This window comes from Halostagnicola kamekurae (assembly GCF_900116205.1).
GTDB classification, from domain to species: domain Archaea; phylum Halobacteriota; class Halobacteria; order Halobacteriales; family Natrialbaceae; genus Halostagnicola; species Halostagnicola kamekurae.
Map to the genome: position 1 here is coordinate 1,043,775 of NZ_FOZS01000002.1, position 17,895 is coordinate 1,061,669.

Genomic DNA, 17,895 nt, shown 5'->3' on the forward strand with positions numbered 1-17,895 from the left:
CAGTTTCCACTCGCGAGAACCGTTGCCCTGTCACGTACCACCGTAATTCGTCTTTCGGGTAGTATCCGGAATTCGACGGGGCTTCCTTTGGAAGAACCCGAATTCAAATCCGGTTACAAAAGACGTTCGTGGATTTCAGCAGCCTGTAGCATGGCTTGAATAATGCTACCAACCCACTTAGTTACCGTCATAATTTGCCCGAAGTATCTCGCGCTCGAGCAGCAGTTTCGCCGCAATTTCGGTACTCCCGCATCTACTTCGTCAGGGGGAGATTCGCCTTCGCTCGAGGCAGACCCATCTTCGCTCGGGGCAGACTCTCCGCCGCCCGAGGCCGACCATTGGCACGCGGTGCTCCCGTTTCCTTCTGACAACGATGAATGCTCGCGTTCCATTCCGGTATCGATCGACGAGTGACCGCACATGTCCGGACATCCCCACCCCAGCATTAATGCCCTCGCTACCCCCGAATGCACACGAGAACAGTACACGCCGTGATTTCATTTAGATCGGCTCCGCGCCTCGAGTCAGCCCGTACTCGGCTCGAAGCGATCGCTCTCTTTCTCGTCAACAGCAACCTCCACATTTCCCTCTCCGCGACGAGTATCGCCCTGGTCACGGTGCTCCTCATCGATCTCCGCCTCGAGGTGGTCCCGCTCTTTATCGTCTTCGCCGCGACGATGTTCGTCTACAGCATCAACCGCGTGACCGACTTAGAGGAGGACGCACGGAACGTCCCCGGCCGCGCGGCGTTTACGCGGGAGTACGGCCGCCTCCTGCTCGCGCTGGGGGTCGGTCTCTACGTGCTCGCGATCGGCGTCGCCGTCGTCCTCGAACTACCGGGTGCGAGATACACGGTGATCCCGCTACTCGTGACGATCGCCTACTCGTTTTTCCGTCTGAAGCGGGTCTTCCTCGTGAAAAACCTGACCGTCGGCGTCGCCTGGGGGCTGATCCCGCTCGGGGTCGGTTACTACTACGGCGTCCTCGAGGCTCCGGGCATCGTCTTTCTGGCCGCCTACGTGACAACGATGTTGACGGTCGCGGCGATCGTCTTCGACATCAAGGACATCGACGGGGACCGAGCGGCGGGGATCAGGACGGTCCCGGTCGTTTTCGATACGCGCCGGACGCGCATCCTCGCACAGTTTTCGAACGTGGCTGTCGCCGCGAGCGTCGTCGTCTGCGTCGTCGGCAATCTCGTTCCAGTGACGTTCCTCGTCCTGCTCGCGTTCAACGCGTACGTGGGCACCTACATCCCGTTCGCCACCCGCGATCGGAGCGTCCTCTTCTACGGCTTCGTCATCGACGGCGAACAGATCTTTCTGGCCTGTTGCGTGCTTGCCCTCGAGCTAACGCTCTGGTGATCGGCCTGGAACCGCCGAGAACGACCGGCGACCTACTCCCTGTCCGTCTCGCGCCAGTCACACTCCTGGCACTTCCACCCCGTGACGAACTCGGTGACGGACGGCATGTAGCCGACCTGTAGGACGTTCTCACCGCACTCGGGGCAGGATCGATCCGCCTCCTCGATGGCGTCGGTTTCCATCACCGAATCGCCTTCGATTAGCTCGGCTAGCTTGTTCGAATCGACCATTCGTCCCTGAACGACTCGATTTGCGGCCATACTCTCCACTCCGTCTGCAAGCCCGTAAGCCTTTCAACCGCGCGGATTCACCGGCAACGAGATCGCGGTCCGGGGTAACGCCGTGACGCCAATCGGGCGCTCGGGGGTCCGGTACGGAACTCAGAGGAACTGTGACTCCCACTCGCGTCGTTCGACGATCTCTTGTTCACCCGACTCCGTGATCGCGTAGTAGTTCGTTCGCCTGTCGAGTTGCCCCTTCTCGACTAGTTCCTTGTTGACGATCGTATCGAGGTTCGGGTACAACCGGCCGTGATTGATGTCGGAGCTATAGTACTGCTCGATTTCCTCTTTGATGTCCTGGCCGGAGGGTTGGTCGGCGCCGGCGATCACGTACAACAGGTCTCGTTGGAACCCGGTGAGATCGTTCATTCCACGAACCCCTGCCACTGATCTAGTATTTGTTATTATTCTCGTACGGGATTGTAGGCGACCGCTCGAGTGAGTAGGCACTCCTGGTCGCTGCGTAGGGGCTGTCAACGCGACGGCGGTCAGACCGGGATCGTGGCGTACCCGGCCCGTAATCCGCCGAGTCAGCCGGTCGCCCCGCGGCGGTTCGACTGTGGGTTCACGGCGACGCCCGGTAATCGGTCCCTAAACGCGCTCTCGAGCTGGTGTCGATCACGAGCCGTCTCGAGACTCGAGGCGGCACTTATCCCACAACTGCCATGTGAGCGAACCGGCCGATCGTGGAACATCACGACCTGCTGATAGGTGATTGTGAAGAGACTTCTCTCAAAGAATTATTCGCTGTAGTGCTCCGTCAGGGATTTGAACCCTGGTCATCGGCTCGAAAGGCCGAAATGATTGGCCGGACTACACCAACGGAGCGATCGTTCGCTTCGACACCCTACCGCAGTTCGGTGCGGTCGTGTGAAGCTACACCCAACCGTTGCCGGGGGCTAATAAAAAGCGTTCCGTTCCATCCCTCCAGTGGCAGTGAATGACGCACCGAAACGGGCGTCGAACGCATCGCGACGCCTCGAGAGTCGCGACCACCTGCAACCGACCGAAGACGGAGTACACCGGACTACCCGCCGTACTCGATGCCGTCAAGTCGATTCGAGCGCGAGAATACAGTGAACGCGGAAGATCGCGGGCGAACTCGAGGCGGTTCTCAACGTTTTTCTATCTCTACGGCAAACGACCTCGTATGAAATACGTCAGATTCCGTGACCCCGCCGGTGCGGTTCGCCGAGGCGAACTCGAGGACGGCACCGTCCACTTCGCGAACGAGAGCTACGATTTCGACGGGGACGAAATCGATATCCTCCCGCCGACCGAGCCGTCGAAGATCGTCTGTATCGGACGCAACTATGCGGACCACGCCGACGAGATGGGGTCGGATCTCCCCGATCGACCGATGCTCTTTCTCAAACCGCCGAACACGGTCTCGAGTCACGGCGACACGGTGACCGTGCCGGCGGGCAAAGAGCGGATCGACCACGAAGCGGAACTGGGTGTCGTCATCGGCGAGCAGTGCCGGCACGTGCCGGTCTCGGACGCGGAGGACGTCATCGCTGGCTTCACCTGCGTGAACGACCTCTCGAACCGCGACGACCAGTCCGAAGAGCGCAACTGGGTCCGCGGCAAGGCCTTCGACGGCGCGGCGCCCATCGGACCGGTGCTTGCGACCCCCGACGAAGTGCCAGACGACGCGGCAGTTCGGTCCCGAGTCAACGGCGAACTGAAACAGGACGGGACGCTCGATCAGCTCATCTTCCCGATTCCTGAGCTGATCGCCGAAATCACGACCTACCAGACCCTCGAGGAGGGCGACGTGATCGCGACCGGCACGCCGGAAGGCGTCGGACCGCTTGCCGACGGCGACGAGGTCGAGATCGAAGTCGAGGGCGTCGGCACGCTCTCGCACTCGGTTCGAATCCCCTGAATTGGGTCCGACCAATCGCGGGGAGACGAACGTTTTTCGACGTATCGACCGAACGACCGTCCATGACAGTCAGCTACGGCGCCGTGGCGTTCGACTGGCTCGGCCGCGCGACGGTTCGACTCGAGTCCCAAACGGGCGTGGTGATCTACGTCGATCCCGACCGAGCGGCCGTCCGCGAGGACGCGGCCCCTCGAGACGGCGATCTGGTGTTGGTAACCCACGAGCACCACTACGATCCCGACGGGATCGAACGGGTCGCACGCGACGACGCAGTCGTGGTGATCCACGAGTCGATCGACGGGCAGGGGATCGACGCCCGTGGGGAGGATCGGACGGCGCGAGTCCGCGCCCCGCCAACCGATCTCTCCTGCGATGTCGAACGCGTTCGCGCCGACGAGTCGTTCGTACTCGGCCCGCTGGATCTGTTCACGACGCCCGCGCACAACGAGCCGGACGGGCCACACACCCGCGGAGACGGCTCGGCGTACCACCCCGAGGGAACGGGCTGTGGGTACGCGGTCACCGTCGACGGCGTTCGGGCCTTTTTCGCGGGCCACACGGACGCCCTCGAGTACCACGAGGATCTCGACGTCGACGTTTTCTTTCCGCCGATCTGCGGCGACACCACGATGGATCGACACGATGCCGCGACGCTCGCAGAGCGAATGGCTCCGCGACTCGTCTGTCCGATCTACGACGAGGTGGCTTCGGTGAATACGGAGGCGTTCGTCGTCGACGTGGCGACTCGAGGGGTTCCGGTCGTTCTCGAGAATCCGAACCCATCGGCGGCTGGGATCGAGGACGACCGAACGATCGAGTAAGCCGTCTACGTTCTCGAACGCCGTGTCAGGATCAGCGCAACGAGGGCGTCGCGGCATCGACGCTCGAGGAGAGGGTCCGTCGCGTCTGGATCCCCGCCTGAAACCGCTGGAGGATCTTCGACTGGTGTTCGGGACACGCCACGACGAGGACCGCCCCCTCGCGAACCGGGATCACGGGCTGGGTCCCGCTGTGCGGTGCGTGCTGGCAGCCCGGGCACCGAACGCCGCCCGCCGGTCGGTGGTCCAGCGTCTCGGCGGCGTCTTCGGTCGTCAACCCGCAGACCGAGGCGAACTGCTCGAGGTGGTCCTCACAGCTGACGAGAGGAATCGTGAGCTGATCCACGAGCAGAAACGAGACCGCCTGCCGGCTGTCAGATTCGAAAGCGGAACGGCACGCCTCACACTGGACTGGCGGACGACCGTCGTCAGTACCCGGCTCCGAGTACTGAAAATCTGCTGCTGGCATTCGTCCCTATCGGCGGGTCGCCATCCACGTAAGTGGTCGGTTGTCGGATACTCGCGCACCGTTTCCGATACCGGAACCGTCGCCACTCCTACGGACCCACCCCACCGATCTCAGGACCATCGCTATCACGCCCGGAGCCATCACCATCGATTCCATCGACTCGCTGGCCGTGATAGCTATATTCACCTGCGTGTCGTCCGCCGAACATGGCGAGTGCAACGGTCTGCGTTTCGTATCACTTCGACGCCGTCTCGACGTGGCTCTGGGCGTTCGACGCCTGGGACATGCCGACGCGACACTCCCGAGGGGTCTACGGCGCGGACGTCGGGACCCCGCGGCTCCTCGACCTCCACGACGAACACAACCTCCCCTCGACGTGGTGTATCCCCGGCCACACCATCGAGAGCTTTCCGGCGGCCTGCGAGGCGGTCGCCGACGCCGGCCACGGAATCCAACACCACGGCTGGACCCACCGCGGCCCCTCGAGCTACGAGAGCAGGGAGGCCGAACGGGCGGATATCGAGCGCGGCATCGAGAGCATCGTCGAACTGACGGGCGAGCGTCCGACGGGGTACGCCTCGCCGGCATGGGACTTCTCGGCACACACCCTCGACATCCTCCTCGAGTTGGGGTTCGAGTGGGACTCGAGCGTGATGGCCGCCGATTTCGAACCGCACTACCTCCGGCGGGGGTGGCGTGCGCCCGCCGACGCGCCCTACGAACGCGGCGAACCGACCGACATCGTCGAACTCCCCCCGTCGTGGGAGCGCGACGACTTCCCGCCGTTTACCTACACCTGGGCGGACCCCCACCGGATGGGTTACACCGACGAGGAGATGATCTTCCGGAAGTGGCGCGACCAGTTCGACTGGATGGTTGAACACGTCGACGGCGGCGTCTACGTCCTGACGCTGCACCCGCAGGTGATCGGACAAGCACACCGAATCGGCCGCCTCGAGGAACTGTTCGAGCACATGTACTCTCGAGAAGACGTCGAGTTCGAGCGGATGCAAACGGTTGCCACTGACTTTCGAGAACGAAATCCACCGTCGGCTCAGTGATTGGTCACTTTGGAGCTCTCTCGGGCCTTGGACTTCGCCTCTGCCGAACTACCCCTTTGTATGTTTTTCAGAAGAAAATATTTTATGGGTGTGGCAGTAACGATACAGCAATGACTGAGCATGAGAATCCCGGAGCGTGGGACGGGGACGTTAACGAAGCGGTGCTCGAGGAGTGGATCGATTCGACGACGAAGTTCGAACGCGTCCGGGAGGTACTGCTCTCGACGACGACGCCACAGTACGCGAAAGAAATCGGCGAAAGAGCCAGAGTGAGCGAGCCGACCGCTCGAAAACACCTCGAGGCGCTCGCGGCGTCCGGATTCGGTGATGTGGTGACGACTGGCCGAGGCAAACGGTACAAACGTTCCCGCCAGACCGTCGCCATGCAGCGTATCAGTGACACCCATCAATCACTCTCTCGCGAGGAGCTAACGGAAGGTATCAAAGAACTTCGCGGGCAGATACGAACATATCAGAACGAGTTCGAAGCCTCGGATCCCGACGACCTCGCGTTTCAAATCGAATCAGACGAGGCCGACGCGTGGGAAACCGTTACCGCTTGGCGGGCTGCGGAAACCGATCTCGATATCGCAAAAGCGGCCCTCGCACTGTACGATTTCGATCCAGATGCCGGCACTGGCGATGGAAACTCCCCAGAAAATGACGACACGTCGACCTCCCGCGGCGCGTTTTCCGATAGCACGGGAAACGTCTCGGTCTAGCCTCCATCGATGGGAGGGATTCGACAAACTGAGTTGACGGGAGATCTCGGTGCGCGCCGGACGTGGCTGAACTCCGGACGATTCGTGACGTGTTTCGTCGAGGGGAACCGCTACTCGCGGACGAGGCGTTCGATAGCGTCCTGAGTCCTCGAGAGCTTCGGCTGTCTTTCGATGATGGGATCGGAAACGCAGACCGTGCTCGGATCGATGTCGTCTGGTATACGTCCGGTGCGTACTCGTCTCACTACACGGATTCTGCCGACGTGAACTGGCGATTCGATCGCCACCCGAACCCACACTCGCCCGAGATGCACTTTCATGCGCCACCGGACGCGGAATCTCACACCGCAGAGCGGTCGTGTATTACCGTCACTGAACCGCGCTTGGTGGCACGAGCGGTCCTAAAGCTCTGGCGACGAGCATACGAGACCGATTCGGTGGCCGAGATCAATACGGCAGAAAATCCACCATGAGTTCAGCGAAAACGAACGGCGTCTCTGCAGGATATCGTCTCACAGACGGCGACACGTCCCGACTCGGCCGGTGAGTCTCCAATCACGGAAGCGAAGGTAGGACGCTCACAGAACGCCCATCGCCTCGAGGCGTTCGGGCAGGTACGTATCCGTCACGAAGTCCAGTCCGCGCGCCGCGAGGGACTGCTGTTCCGCTTTCTTTCCGATCTCGAGCTGGAGTTCGATCTGCTCTTCCCAGTAGTCGGTCTGGAAGCGCGGATCGGAGAGTTCGCTCTCTAAGGCGTTGATGTCCGAATCCGAGAGCGGGTCCGTCGGCAGGTCGTACTCGACGATGTCGGCCGGCTGGATGCCGATATATTTCGCTTCGGGCGTCGCGAGGTACTCCGAGAGGTGCGCGGACTTGATCGAGCCGTAGGCGACCGAGCCGTAGATGCGGTAGGACCACGGGTCGCCGTCGGCGAAGACCGTCACCGGAAGCTCGAGTTCGTCGTGGAGCCGTCTGATCAGTCGACGCGTCGCCCGTGCCGGCTGGCCGCCGAGGTGGACGATCAGGGCGTCGTAGTCGGCGTCGAATCCGTTTTCGACCAGCCGGTCTCGCATCCCGCCGGTCTCGACACAGAGGACGAAGTCGGCGTCGTTGTCGAGGAACTCGATCGTGTCGGGGTTGTTCGGGATCTGGTAGCCACCCTGTCCCACGTCGAGTTGACAGTGGATGTCGCGTTCGCCGCGGTTCGTCTGCTCGCGGATGTGGAGCGGCCCCATCACCTTCGCGCCCGACTCCTCGGGTCGCATGTGAAAGTCCTCACGGGTGACCTCCGAGACGATCTCTAGGTCCTCGATCAACTGGTTGGACTCGTCCTGATCGTTGAACTGGGCGTTGTCGTTGTCCCAGCTTTCGGAGAGGTAGTACAACTCACGCAACGTCGACGAGCGGTCTTCCTCGAGTTGGTCTGCGAGGAACTCGATGGTGTAGACGGCTCGCAGGAGCTTCCGGGCGCCGCGGACCGAGTTCGCGGATCGGGTCGACGTCCGGTCGCCGTAGACCCAGACGCCCTTGTCCTCGTCGTACTCGATGTTGCTCTTCGTTCGAGTCGGGAGCGTCATGCTCGGTATCTCTCCCCCCTCGAACTGCTCGTAAAACTCCGCGGCGAGGTCGATCAACTGTTCTCTCGCTTCCTGGTTGGTGTCCGAACTCATTGGTCTGTCACGGTTAGTTTCTCGCTTTCGACGCCGCTCACGTCGAGGTCGAACGACGCGTCCGTATCGATTTCGTACTCGAGGGTCGCTTCCTCGCCGCTCGAGACGTCGCCGTCCCACTTGACGAACCACTCGCCGTCCATCTCGACGACGTTCGCGCCGTCGGACAGTTCGCGCGGTTCGGCGCTGACGATGTCAGTCAGTTCGAACGACTCGGTCGTGCTCGTGTGGTTCTCGACGACGATCGAGACCGACTGTCCGTCGCCGTTTTCCTCGAGTTCGCGCTCGACGAGCACGTTGTTCATGATCCGGGCGACGGCGTCGTCGATGTTCGGCTCGGGATTGTCGGTCACTTCGGCGACCTTCTCGGCCATCTCCGGGAGGATCTGGCCGAGGACGCTCTGCTTGCGCCGGCGTTTCTCCATCGAGCGGCGCTTGTTGAGGTAGCTCTTGAGCTCTCGAGCGGCCTCGCGGATGGCGAGTTCGATCTCGTCTTCGATCTCGGGAACGTTCGCGACGGCGTCTTTGGACTCGCTCGTGAACGGCACGTTCGTCGACGCCACGTGGACCATGATCACGGCGGGGCCGTTTGGAACCCCGGAGCCGCCGGGCTGGTCGAGCCCGTAGTTCCGCCAGCCGATCTGTTTGACGACGTCGGTCGTCGCACAGGCACCGCGCTGGTAGACCAGCGGCACGCGGTTCGCGAATCGGAGCACGTCCGCGCTCCCCTCCGCCTCGAGGTCGCCGCCGTAGGCGATTCCCGCCTCGACGATGAACGGATCGCCGCCGGAAACGCCAGCATCGCGCGTCGCAGCCGCGTAGAAGTCGGCGTCGAACTCCTTTCGCAGTCCGGCTTCGATGAGTTCGTCGGTGATCGGCGAGAGACACCGCGTCGGCGGCGCCATGATGTCGGTCGCGCGCATCCCGTCGACGAGCTGGCTCGAGGCGTCCCGGTCCTCCGTGAGCTCTCGAACCAGCGGCGGGTCGTCGGGAACCGTCCGCATGACGCCCCAGATGGCCTCGACGACGTTCTCTCGGGCGGTGTCGCCGAACGCGGCGTCGTCGTACTCCTCGGTCAACTCGGCGGCGCGGTCGACGGCCGAGCGGAGCGCCGCATGGGTGAATCGGTGGCGTCGGTCGTCCGCGTCTTCGAACTTGCCCGCGAGCCGCTCGGCGAAGGCGTGGATAACCGCGTCGTCCTTTCGCGTGCTCGTCGCGTCGTCGGCAAGCGCGTAGAGGTCGGCGACGATTCGGGAGTCGCTGTCTGACTCGGCCTCCGCGGAACCGCTCTCGTCGGATTCGCCCTCGAGTTCGACGAGTTCGGCCCACGCCGCCGCGACGGCGTTCTCTCGAACCGTCTCGCCGAAGGTCGTTCCGTGCTCGTCCTCGGCCGATTCGGCGGCGGACTCGACGATATCGACCAGTTTGTGGTGACAGAGCCGCTCGCGGTTTTCGACGGTCGTGGCGATGGTTTCTGCAAAGTCTGCCGTCGCAGTCGCTCCCTTGTTCGCCGTCGCGTCCTCGATGGCAGCCGCGACCGCATCCCCGTCGTCGGCGTCCGGCGTCGCCCAGGACATCTCCCGGCCGAAGTGCCGGTCGCGGAACTCGTCGATGACCGAGGTAGCGGTCTTCTTCCCGACGCGGGTGAACTCCTCCTGGAGGAACCCGGAGATGCTGTGTGAGTCCGTCGCCGAGAGCATCTTCATCACGGTGCCGAGTTCGACGCCGTGAGGGTGGGGCCGGATCTCTTCGGTCTCCTCGGGCAGTTCGTCGGTCGCCCGTTCGGCCTTGAAGTGCTCGTTCGGCTCCTTGAGCTCGAGTCGGGCGTGGGGGTTGACGACCGCCGTGTGCTTGATGTAATCGTGGAGCTGTGCACGCGCACGCATGTTCGCCTCCATCTCGAGTTCGATGCGCGTGCCGTGGGGGCGGTCCCACGAGGCAGTCTCTTCGACGCTGATCTCGGGCTCGTTGTCGTCGGTGTCGATGATCAGCTCGAAGTACTCCGCCTCACTCGAGCCCTGCGTGCGACTCGTGATCTTGGCGGGTTTCCCGCTTGTCAGTTGCGAGTAGAGGACGGCCGCGGAGATCCCGATCCCCTGCTGTCCGCGAGACTGTTCGCGAGCGTGAAATCGCGAGCCGTAGAGTAGTTTCCCGAAGACTTTCGGCAGCGATTCCTTCGTTAGCCCCGGCCCGTTGTCCTCGACGATCAGCCGGTAGTAATCGCCCTCCTCCTGAATTTCGACGTAGATATCGGGGAGAATACCGGCTTCCTCGGCGGCGTCGAGCGCGTTGTCGACGGCCTCTTTGACGGCCGTCACGAGGCCTCGAGCACCGCTGTCGAAGCCGAGCATGTGCTTGTTCTTCTCGAAGAACTCGGCGATGGAGATCGCGCGCTGGTTTTCGGCCAGCTCTTCGGCGATCCCCTCCTCCTCGCCGAGCGTCGACTGGAACGACGTCATCGTTTCCCCTTATTAGCGGCGGGGCTAAAAGCTGTGTGCTACCGCGGTGAAAGTGATTGGTACGCTCGGTCCGGCATCGTGGACCGGAACGAAGCCTCGCTCCCGGCGCTCGAGGACGATCTGCCAGCGAATCGGATCACCAGCCACCGAGGTCACTCGACCGTCGCCCTCGGGTCTGCAGGCGCGGACTCCTGATCGTCCGCGTCGAGGTGGACCGTCAACACGGGGACCGGCGACCGGCGAACGACCCGCTCGGCGACGCTCCCGAGCAGGAGTCGGTCGATTCCGCCTCGGCCGTGGGTCCCCATCACGACGAGATCGCAGTTTTCGGGTGCGGCCTCGTCGACGATGACCCTGCTCGGCGAGCCCTCGAGTACGTTCGTCTCGACGTCGACGTCGGATGGGGCGAGCTCTTTCACCCGTTCGACCGCCACCTCGCCTTCCTCTCGGAGGGCGCCGGTGATGCCGTCCCACGCCGTCTCCATCGCGAGGCCACCGTAACTCGCGGCGTTGATGACGTACACCGCACGGATCGTCGCATCGTGGGTTCGAGCGAGTTCGATCGCGTACTCGAGCGCGTGCTCGCCCTCGGCCGAACCGTCGGTCGGAACGAGGATTCGATCGTACATTGTCATATGTTATCATATAACGCGCAGTAGTAATAACTGTGTTGTTCACCGCCCCGACGGAGTCTATCGCACAAACGTGCCGTCGTGGCGTTCTGTCGGGTCTCGAGCGCGGTTGCGGACGATGGCGAGCATCCCCGACGCCCGGGTCGACGGCGACCGATAGCATTTTTCGCCGCCGACCCGTTCACGGATCCGTGAACGTACGCGGGAGCGTCGCGGGTGAGGTCGACGTGCGAACGGTGACGACAAGCTACGGCGAGAGCGACCTCGCGGAAGTTCCGCTGCGGTTCGATCGACACGAAGATTCGACGGCCCCGGCCGACGCGTCCAGTTTCGAGTCCGACGATGGGTCCGGTTCCGGGTCCGACGGCGCGTCCAATTACGAATCGTCGGGCGCGGTCGACGGACGGGACGCGACGACGGTCACGTTGTGGGGCAAGTGGACCGAATCGGCGGAGCTGCTCGAGCCGGGGATGGAACTGCTCGTGACGAACGTCGACGAGGACGAGTACCAGGGCGAGACGCAGTACTCCACGACGGGCGAGTCCTACGTCGTCGTCGAGCCGAGCTTTCTGGTGAACGTGACCGATGTCCGCAACTGGGTCGAGTGTCCGCGCCTGTACTACCTCAACAAGCTCTCGGGGGTGCCGCTGAACTATCCGGTCCTCAAGGGGACCATCGTCCACGAGGTCTTCGGGGACCTCCTTCGGGGACGGGACCTCGAGGCGGCGATCGACGAGCGAATCGACGAACGGGGCCTCGAACTCGGCTTACTGGGCGAGACCCCCGAAGGCGTCGCCGAGGACGTCCGCGACAACGCCGCCGCGATCGAGGGCTGGCTCGAGCAGGGCCGACTCACAGAACAAGATAGCTGGCGCTCGGAACAGCTACTCATCAGCGAGACGTTCGGCATCCGCGGGCGCGCCGACGCCATTCGACGCGGCGCGCCGGTCGAACTCAAGACCGGCAAGAACCTGCGGAAGGATCCGCGGTTCAAGGACAAGGTTCAGGCCGCCTGCTACGCGCTCTTGCTCGAGGAACACGGTGGCGACGTCGATATGGGTACCTTGCTCTACACGAAAAACTCCGCGCTCGATCGGAACGAGGAGACCGGCGACCTCACGCCGGCCAAGGAGTTCACGATGGGCGAGGGCCTCCTGAAGTTCGTCGTTCGCGTGCGAAACGAGATCGCGGTGATGGAAGTCGCCGGCGACGTGCCGACGGGGTACGAAGGCGACGCCAAGTGCGAGTACTGCTTCGAACAGGACACCTGCATGGTCGTCTCCGGACGGCTCGACCAGGAGTCGAAGGCGGGCCAGATCGGCCAGTCGCTTCCGCCGGAGGAGCTCGAGTACTTCGAGCGGCTCTACCACGCCATCGAGGAAGAACGTCGCGAGATCCACGCAGAGTACGCCAAACTCTGGGAACAGGACGCCGAAGAGCGCGCCGAGGACGACCGGGCGATCATCGATCTCGAGTTCGTCGAACGGCGGGAACTCGAGGGCGGCCGCTGGGAGCTTCGGACCCGCCAGCGCGGCGCGTCGACCTCCAAACTGCGCGAAGGGGACCTCGTGCTGGCCAGCGACGGCCACCCGGTGAGCGGCAACTCGGAACTCGCTCAGATCGAGCGGCTGGACGACGAGATCGTCCTCACGGCCGACGAACCCGTCGAGGTCACCCGGCTCGACGTCTACCCGTCCGAACTGACCACCGACCGGTTGCTCGTCGCGCTTCACGACGCCCTGCTCAAAGGGAGTGACCGTCGCAAGGACGTCCTCTTCGGGCGCGCCGACCCCGAATTCGACGATCCGGGAGAGACGTTCATCGACAACAACGACGCGCAGGACGAGGCCGTTCGAAAGGCGGTGGGAGCGCAGGATTGCGCATTGATCCACGGCCCGCCCGGGACGGGAAAGACCTACACCATCGCTCGAGCGATCCGCGCGATGGTCGAGCGCGGCGAGCGCGTCCTCCTGTCGGCGTTTACCAACCGGGCGGTCGACAACGCGCTCGAGGCCTTGCTCGAGCAGGGGATCGACACGACCGACGTGGTCCGGGTCGGCTCCGAGAGCGGCGTCCGCGAGGACATGCAAGCCCACCGGCTCGACTTCGCGGGCGATCCCGAGGAACGCGTCGCGGAGCTACAGAACGCGAAGGTCGTCGCCGCGACGACGGCGACCTGCGGCTCGCGGGTCATGAAAGAGCAGGCCTTCGACGCGGTGCTCGTCGACGAAGCCGCGCAGTTGACCGAACCGGGGACTTACGCGGCGATCAATCTCGCCAGTCGGTTCGTCCTCGTCGGCGACCACGAACAGCTCCCGCCGGTCGTCCAGGCCGAAAACGACCTGACGACGTCGCTGTTCGAGCGACTCGTCGAGCGACACCCCAACGCAGGGATCATGCTCGACCGACAGTACCGGATGAACCAGCGCATTCAGGCGTTCGCCTCGCGGGAGTTCTACGACGGCGAACTCCGCCCCGCGGAGCCGACCGTCGCGACGCGAACGCTCGACGACCTCGAGGGCGTCTCTCGGGACGGCTTGCCTCCCGAACTTCGGGATCCCGTAAGCTTAGTCCCGGTGGCGGGCGACGACGGCCAGTATACCGACGACGCCGAAGCCGCCCGGATCGCGGAACTGATCGAACGGTACGAAGCCGCGGGCCTCGAGCGGTCCGATATCGGGGTCATCGCGCCGTTTCGCGCGCAGGTGTCGAATATTTCGAACTACGTTCCCGACGGCGTCGCCGTCGACACCGTCGACCGGTTCCAGGGTTCGAGTCAGGAGGTCATCATCGTCTCCTTTACCGCGACCGGCACCCTCGAGGGACCGATCTTCGAGGACTACCGGCGGATCAACGTCGCGCTGACGCGACCGAAACGCGCGCTCGTGCTAGTCGGCGACGCCGACGCGCTCGCGACCGATCCGGTGTACGGCCGGATGCTCGAGTGGGCGCACCAGTAACGACCGCCGTCACCCGTCGCTTCCGGTCGGAGTGAGGCGGTGTCGGTTTTCGAAGGCGAGAAACTCTCGATCGTCGACCGCTGCGGAGAGCAGAACGTGTGATTTCAGCGATCCATTTCTACACTCGAAGGAGCATTAAAATTTCTGTAAGGACTGATTCGCCGTAGGAGCGGCGTTCATAGCCGCAGTGGCCGAGAAATACAAACGCTAATGTAAGGAGAAACAGATAAGGAGACATGATTGTTTTCGTGCAGGAGAATCCACTGGCTGGAGCGATTCTCGTTTTGCTCTGGGTCGGCCTGCTCCTGTACTTGCTGTCGGCGTGCTGGTGGTTGCTCGAGGCGGTTGTTCTGGCTCGCGGGTGGAAGACCGATGCCACCGATATCGAGTGGGGGTTCGACGATATACAGATCCGGATCCTCACGATTGACGCCGAGCAAGTCGTCCAGACGACGGTCAACGCGGTTCCAGACGGTATCGAGGATGTCCGCGTAATCGCCGAAGCAGACCTCGAAATCGACGGTGCGACCGTCCACGTCGTTCCCGACGACTACGACTGTACCGCGACGAACAAGGGACGAGCGGTCGAGTGGGCGCGTCGACGCGTCTACTGTGACAAGGAGTACGTGCTGTACTTGGACGAGGATACGCTCATGGCGGGGTTCAACGGGCTGCCGGACGCCGACGTGATTCAGTTCACCGAGAAACCGATCTACACCGGCTCTCGACTCTCCTATCTCAGCGAGGTGTTCCGAATCGGCTACCAGTTCGAACAGTTCGGATTCCACCGGCTCACCTATCCCCTCTACGCGTGGGGAGGTGGCATCGCCGTTCGCTCGTCCATCGAAGACGACATCACCTGGGACGTCGCGACGATCACCGAAGACACGAACTTCCTGTGGCGAGCGGCCGATACTCGGGACCTTTCCTATACGCTACTCAACGCTCGCTTTCGAAATCAGGCGCCGCCGTCTCTCCGTGCGATGATCCACCAGCGCCGTCGGTGGATCTCCGGAACGATGGCGGACGGTCACATTCTCCCGAGGTGGTACCAGCCCCTCTACTACACTCGGATCATCGCGTGGGCGTTTTCACCGCTCGTCGTGGTTCTCGCGCTCGTCGCGGCGATGTTCCCGGGTTCGATTCCGACGCTCGAGTGGTACGCCCTGCTCTCGATCGGTCTGGTTGGCATTCTGTTCGTCTACATGATTGTCGGTCTCATCGGCTATCGAAAGCATCCCGTCATCTGGCCGCTGCTGCTCGCTCTCACGCCGATCGCGGTCGCCGCCCACTCGATCGGTGCGCTGTGGGGGGCCCTCAGCCCGGTCGAAACGTTCGAGGTGACCGAGAAGGTGGCGCCGGAAACGATCGAAACAGTCCACAGCGAACTCGAGAAAGGTGATCTCGCAGAACACGAGGGAACGGACCGACTCGTCAGAGATTCCGAGAACGAGTTCGATATGAACGCGAACATCCTCGACGACGATTGAGCGACTACAACTCGATTCCACGTCGCAACTCGAGGACCCCTCTAGAACGACGGCACCCGCCGATCAGTCCCACTGTCGGAGGGGAACGACCGCGTCGCACCGGACCGACAGCCAGGCATCTTCCTCGGCGCTCCCGTCGAGTCGAAATCGAGGAACCGCGTGTCCGTGATCGATCGTCGCACGGACACGGGGTAGCTGTTCCGTATCGGTCGTTTCTCGAGGCTCGTCTCTGCCCATACTTGTGCAATGGTAGCACAGACCATAAGCGCTCCGCGTGAATGCCTCGAGTCGTCTAAAGACGGGTGATACCACGTCGACTCATAACACACATACTTCGAAGATAGTGACGATCCGCTCAAAGTCACACAAAAGCCTATAGCGATCCCTTTCCCAGTAGCGACAATGGGCCTCGTTCGGCCGCTCGCTTCTCGAGTCAGCGGACGACCGCTTATCACCCTCATTGGAGCGGTATATATCGCGTTAGCGCTCGGATGGACGATCGGACAGTTGGTCCACGGCGAGCCGCTCGTAAACCTCTTGACCGTGCCGCTGATGGTCGGTACTCCGGGCGTCGTGCTCGTACTCGGGTCGTATCGACTCTCGCAGACGGACATCGATCCGGACTTCTACGGAGTCGTCGGTCGATGGTGTCTCGCGAGTATCGGTGCGATAATCGGCGTCCTCGTCGTCTACCACGTCCAGCCGGCCGACGATCTCAGCAATCCGAGACGTGGTATCCTCATTCTCTCGGCTTTGAGCAGTGTCGCCGGCTTCGGCGTCGGCATTCACGACGCGCGAGCGAAGACGCGAGCGCGCGAAGTGGCAAAACGGAACCGGGAACTGCGGCGCGTGCGGGCCGAACTCGAGCGCTCTAACGAGCGCCTCGAGCAGTTCGCCTACGCCGCCTCTCACGACCTCGAAGAGCCGCTCCGGATGGTCACCAGTTATCTCTCCCTGCTCGAGGACCGGTACGCGGACGACCTCGACGAGGACGCCGAGGAGTTCATCGAGTACGCGGTCGACGGCGCAGAGCGCATGAAGGCGATGATCGATGCGCTTCTCCAGTACTCCCGAGTCGAGACGCAAGGGGAGCCACTGGAACCGGTCGACCTGGAAGAAGTGCTCGCGACCGTCAGGAAGAACCTCGAGGTCCAGGTCGAGGAGAGTGATGCGACCATCGAACGTCAGACGTTGCCGCGAGTGCTGGGCGATCGGGGACAACTCCAGCACGTCTTTCAGAACCTGTTGAGCAACGCGATCGAGTACAGCGAGGACGAACCGCCTCGCGTCACCATTTCCGCTGACCGCGACGACTCGATGTGGACCGTCTCCGTCCGAGATCATGGCATCGGGATACCTCCGGAACACCAGGAGGACGTTTTCGAGGTGTTCGAGCGCCTGCACACACACGACGAACACGCCGGCACCGGTATCGGTCTCGCACTCTGCAGGCGGATCGTCGAGCGCCACGGTGGGGACATCTGGGTCGACTCCGAACCCGGCGAGGGTGCGACGTTTTCGCTCACGCTTCCCGCGGTAACCCGCGACGCGAACTCGAGCCGAGTCGCGGGGGGAGCTGGCGGGACCCGTTTCACCTGACCCGGTGACTCGCTGTTGCAAGCACTAGTTACTCACCGCAGATACGCATCCGTCCACGCATGCGAACCGTCGTACACATTCCCACGGGAGACGAAGCCGAACAGGAGACCGGACTCGCCATCGCGCGCAACTTACTCGAGGACGAAACCGACAGTATCGACGAGGTCGCCCTCGTCGCTCAGGGCGGTGGGATTGCGACCGTCAGGGACGACGGCGACACCGTCGACAAGATCAAGTCGCTTCTCGAGGACGGCGTCGCGGTGAGCGCCTGTTCGAACACGCTCGATATGATGGACCTCGAGGAGTCGGATCTCGTTTCGGGCGTCGAGACCGTTCCCGAGGGCGCGGTCGAAGTAACCCGACTGCAGGACGAGGGGTACGCGTACCTCCGGCCGTAGCTGTTCGCAGTGGCGAGTGCGACGGACCGTCTGATCGAGGACGACCCGGATCGAGCCGTCTCGGCGGGCCACGGCAGTTAAGCG

The 17,895-nt window shown here is 63.0% G+C and carries 16 protein-coding genes and 1 tRNA gene; 9 read left to right on the top strand and 8 right to left on the bottom strand.

Annotated features, from left to right (window positions below; genetic code table 11):
• The first annotated feature begins 491 nt into the window (after nt 1-491).
• On the top strand, nt 492-1,364 hold the full coding sequence (locus BM348_RS13105) for a UbiA family prenyltransferase (RefSeq protein WP_394328098.1): 873 nt from the start codon (nt 492-494) through the stop codon (nt 1,362-1,364).
• 32 nt (nt 1,365-1,396) lie between these two features.
• On the opposite strand, the gene BM348_RS13110 is transcribed toward BM348_RS13105, so the two are convergent.
• The 3 genes from BM348_RS13110 to BM348_RS13120 form a co-directional block, all read right to left on the bottom strand.
• Nucleotides 1,397-1,624 carry a DUF5795 family protein gene (locus tag BM348_RS13110; RefSeq protein WP_092905236.1) on the bottom strand — a complete coding sequence of 76 codons (228 nt, stop codon included), beginning with the start codon at nt 1,622-1,624 and terminating at the stop codon, nt 1,397-1,399.
• A 120-nt stretch (nt 1,625-1,744) separates the two neighbouring features.
• Nucleotides 1,745-2,014 carry a PadR family transcriptional regulator gene (locus tag BM348_RS13115; RefSeq protein ID WP_092905237.1) on the bottom strand — a complete coding sequence of 90 codons (270 nt, stop codon included), beginning with the start codon at nt 2,012-2,014 and terminating at the stop codon, nt 1,745-1,747.
• A 384-nt stretch (nt 2,015-2,398) separates the two neighbouring features.
• A tRNA-Glu gene (locus tag BM348_RS13120) sits at nt 2,399-2,473 on the bottom strand.
• A gap of 322 nt (nt 2,474-2,795) precedes the next feature.
• Here BM348_RS13120 and BM348_RS13125 point away from each other — a divergent pair.
• Both BM348_RS13125 and BM348_RS13130 read left to right on the top strand, forming a co-directional pair.
• Nucleotides 2,796-3,533 (top strand): fumarylacetoacetate hydrolase family protein, encoded by a 738-nt coding sequence (locus tag BM348_RS13125; RefSeq protein ID WP_092905600.1) that lies wholly within the window; start codon nt 2,796-2,798, stop codon nt 3,531-3,533.
• A gap of 62 nt (nt 3,534-3,595) precedes the next feature.
• The gene (locus tag BM348_RS13130) at nt 3,596-4,354 is read left to right on the top strand and encodes an MBL fold metallo-hydrolase (protein ID WP_092905238.1); all 759 of its coding nucleotides are present in this window, start codon (nt 3,596-3,598) and stop codon (nt 4,352-4,354) included.
• Nucleotides 4,355-4,385: 31 nt separating this feature from the next.
• Here BM348_RS13130 and BM348_RS13135 read toward each other — a convergent pair whose 3' ends face one another.
• Nucleotides 4,386-4,820, bottom strand: coding sequence for a hypothetical protein (locus BM348_RS13135; protein ID WP_092905239.1), 435 nt, complete (start codon nt 4,818-4,820; stop codon nt 4,386-4,388).
• 206 nt (nt 4,821-5,026) lie between these two features.
• Here BM348_RS13135 and BM348_RS13140 point away from each other — a divergent pair, with 206 nt between their 5' ends.
• Together BM348_RS13140 and BM348_RS13145 are read left to right on the top strand one after the other, a co-directional pair.
• On the top strand, nt 5,027-5,881 hold the full coding sequence (locus tag BM348_RS13140; RefSeq protein ID WP_175507180.1) for a polysaccharide deacetylase family protein: 855 nt from the start codon (nt 5,027-5,029) through the stop codon (nt 5,879-5,881).
• A gap of 110 nt (nt 5,882-5,991) precedes the next feature.
• The gene (locus tag BM348_RS13145; protein ID WP_092905240.1) at nt 5,992-6,603 is read left to right on the top strand and encodes a DUF7342 family protein; all 612 of its coding nucleotides are present in this window, start codon (nt 5,992-5,994) and stop codon (nt 6,601-6,603) included.
• A 578-nt stretch (nt 6,604-7,181) separates the two neighbouring features.
• On the opposite strand, the gene BM348_RS13155 is transcribed toward BM348_RS13145, so the two are convergent.
• The 3 genes from BM348_RS13155 to BM348_RS13165 form a co-directional block, all read right to left on the bottom strand.
• Nucleotides 7,182-8,273: a DNA topoisomerase IV subunit A gene (locus BM348_RS13155; RefSeq protein WP_092905242.1), complete on the bottom strand. Its 1,092-nt coding sequence runs from the start codon at nt 8,271-8,273 to the stop codon at nt 7,182-7,184.
• Nucleotides 8,270-10,732: a DNA topoisomerase VI subunit B gene (locus BM348_RS13160; RefSeq protein ID WP_092905243.1), complete on the bottom strand. Its 2,463-nt coding sequence runs from the start codon at nt 10,730-10,732 to the stop codon at nt 8,270-8,272. The genes BM348_RS13155 and BM348_RS13160 overlap by 4 nt, the downstream gene beginning before the upstream one ends.
• A 152-nt stretch (nt 10,733-10,884) precedes the next feature.
• The gene (locus tag BM348_RS13165) at nt 10,885-11,361 is read right to left on the bottom strand and encodes a universal stress protein (protein ID WP_092905244.1); all 477 of its coding nucleotides are present in this window, start codon (nt 11,359-11,361) and stop codon (nt 10,885-10,887) included.
• Nucleotides 11,362-11,555: 194 nt separating this feature from the next.
• Between BM348_RS13165 and BM348_RS13170 the strand changes: the two genes are divergently transcribed.
• Both BM348_RS13170 and BM348_RS13175 read left to right on the top strand, forming a co-directional pair.
• Nucleotides 11,556-14,324, top strand: coding sequence for an AAA domain-containing protein (locus BM348_RS13170; RefSeq protein ID WP_092905245.1), 2,769 nt, complete (start codon nt 11,556-11,558; stop codon nt 14,322-14,324).
• A gap of 236 nt (nt 14,325-14,560) precedes the next feature.
• Complete coding sequence (locus BM348_RS13175; RefSeq protein WP_092905246.1) at nt 14,561-15,814, top strand: glycosyltransferase; 1,254 nt, start codon at nt 14,561-14,563, stop codon at nt 15,812-15,814.
• 63 nt (nt 15,815-15,877) lie between these two features.
• Here BM348_RS13175 and BM348_RS21395 read toward each other — a convergent pair whose 3' ends face one another.
• The gene (locus BM348_RS21395; RefSeq protein WP_175507181.1) at nt 15,878-16,051 is read right to left on the bottom strand and encodes a hypothetical protein; all 174 of its coding nucleotides are present in this window, start codon (nt 16,049-16,051) and stop codon (nt 15,878-15,880) included.
• Nucleotides 16,052-16,216: 165 nt separating this feature from the next.
• Here BM348_RS21395 and BM348_RS13180 point away from each other — a divergent pair, with 165 nt between their 5' ends.
• Complete coding sequence (locus BM348_RS13180; protein ID WP_092905247.1) at nt 16,217-17,413, top strand: ATP-binding protein; 1,197 nt, start codon at nt 16,217-16,219, stop codon at nt 17,411-17,413.
• A 59-nt stretch (nt 17,414-17,472) separates the two neighbouring features.
• Nucleotides 17,473-17,811 carry a DsrE family protein gene (locus tag BM348_RS13185; RefSeq protein ID WP_092905248.1) on the top strand — a complete coding sequence of 113 codons (339 nt, stop codon included), beginning with the start codon at nt 17,473-17,475 and terminating at the stop codon, nt 17,809-17,811.
• Nucleotides 17,812-17,895: the final 84 nt, after the last annotated feature.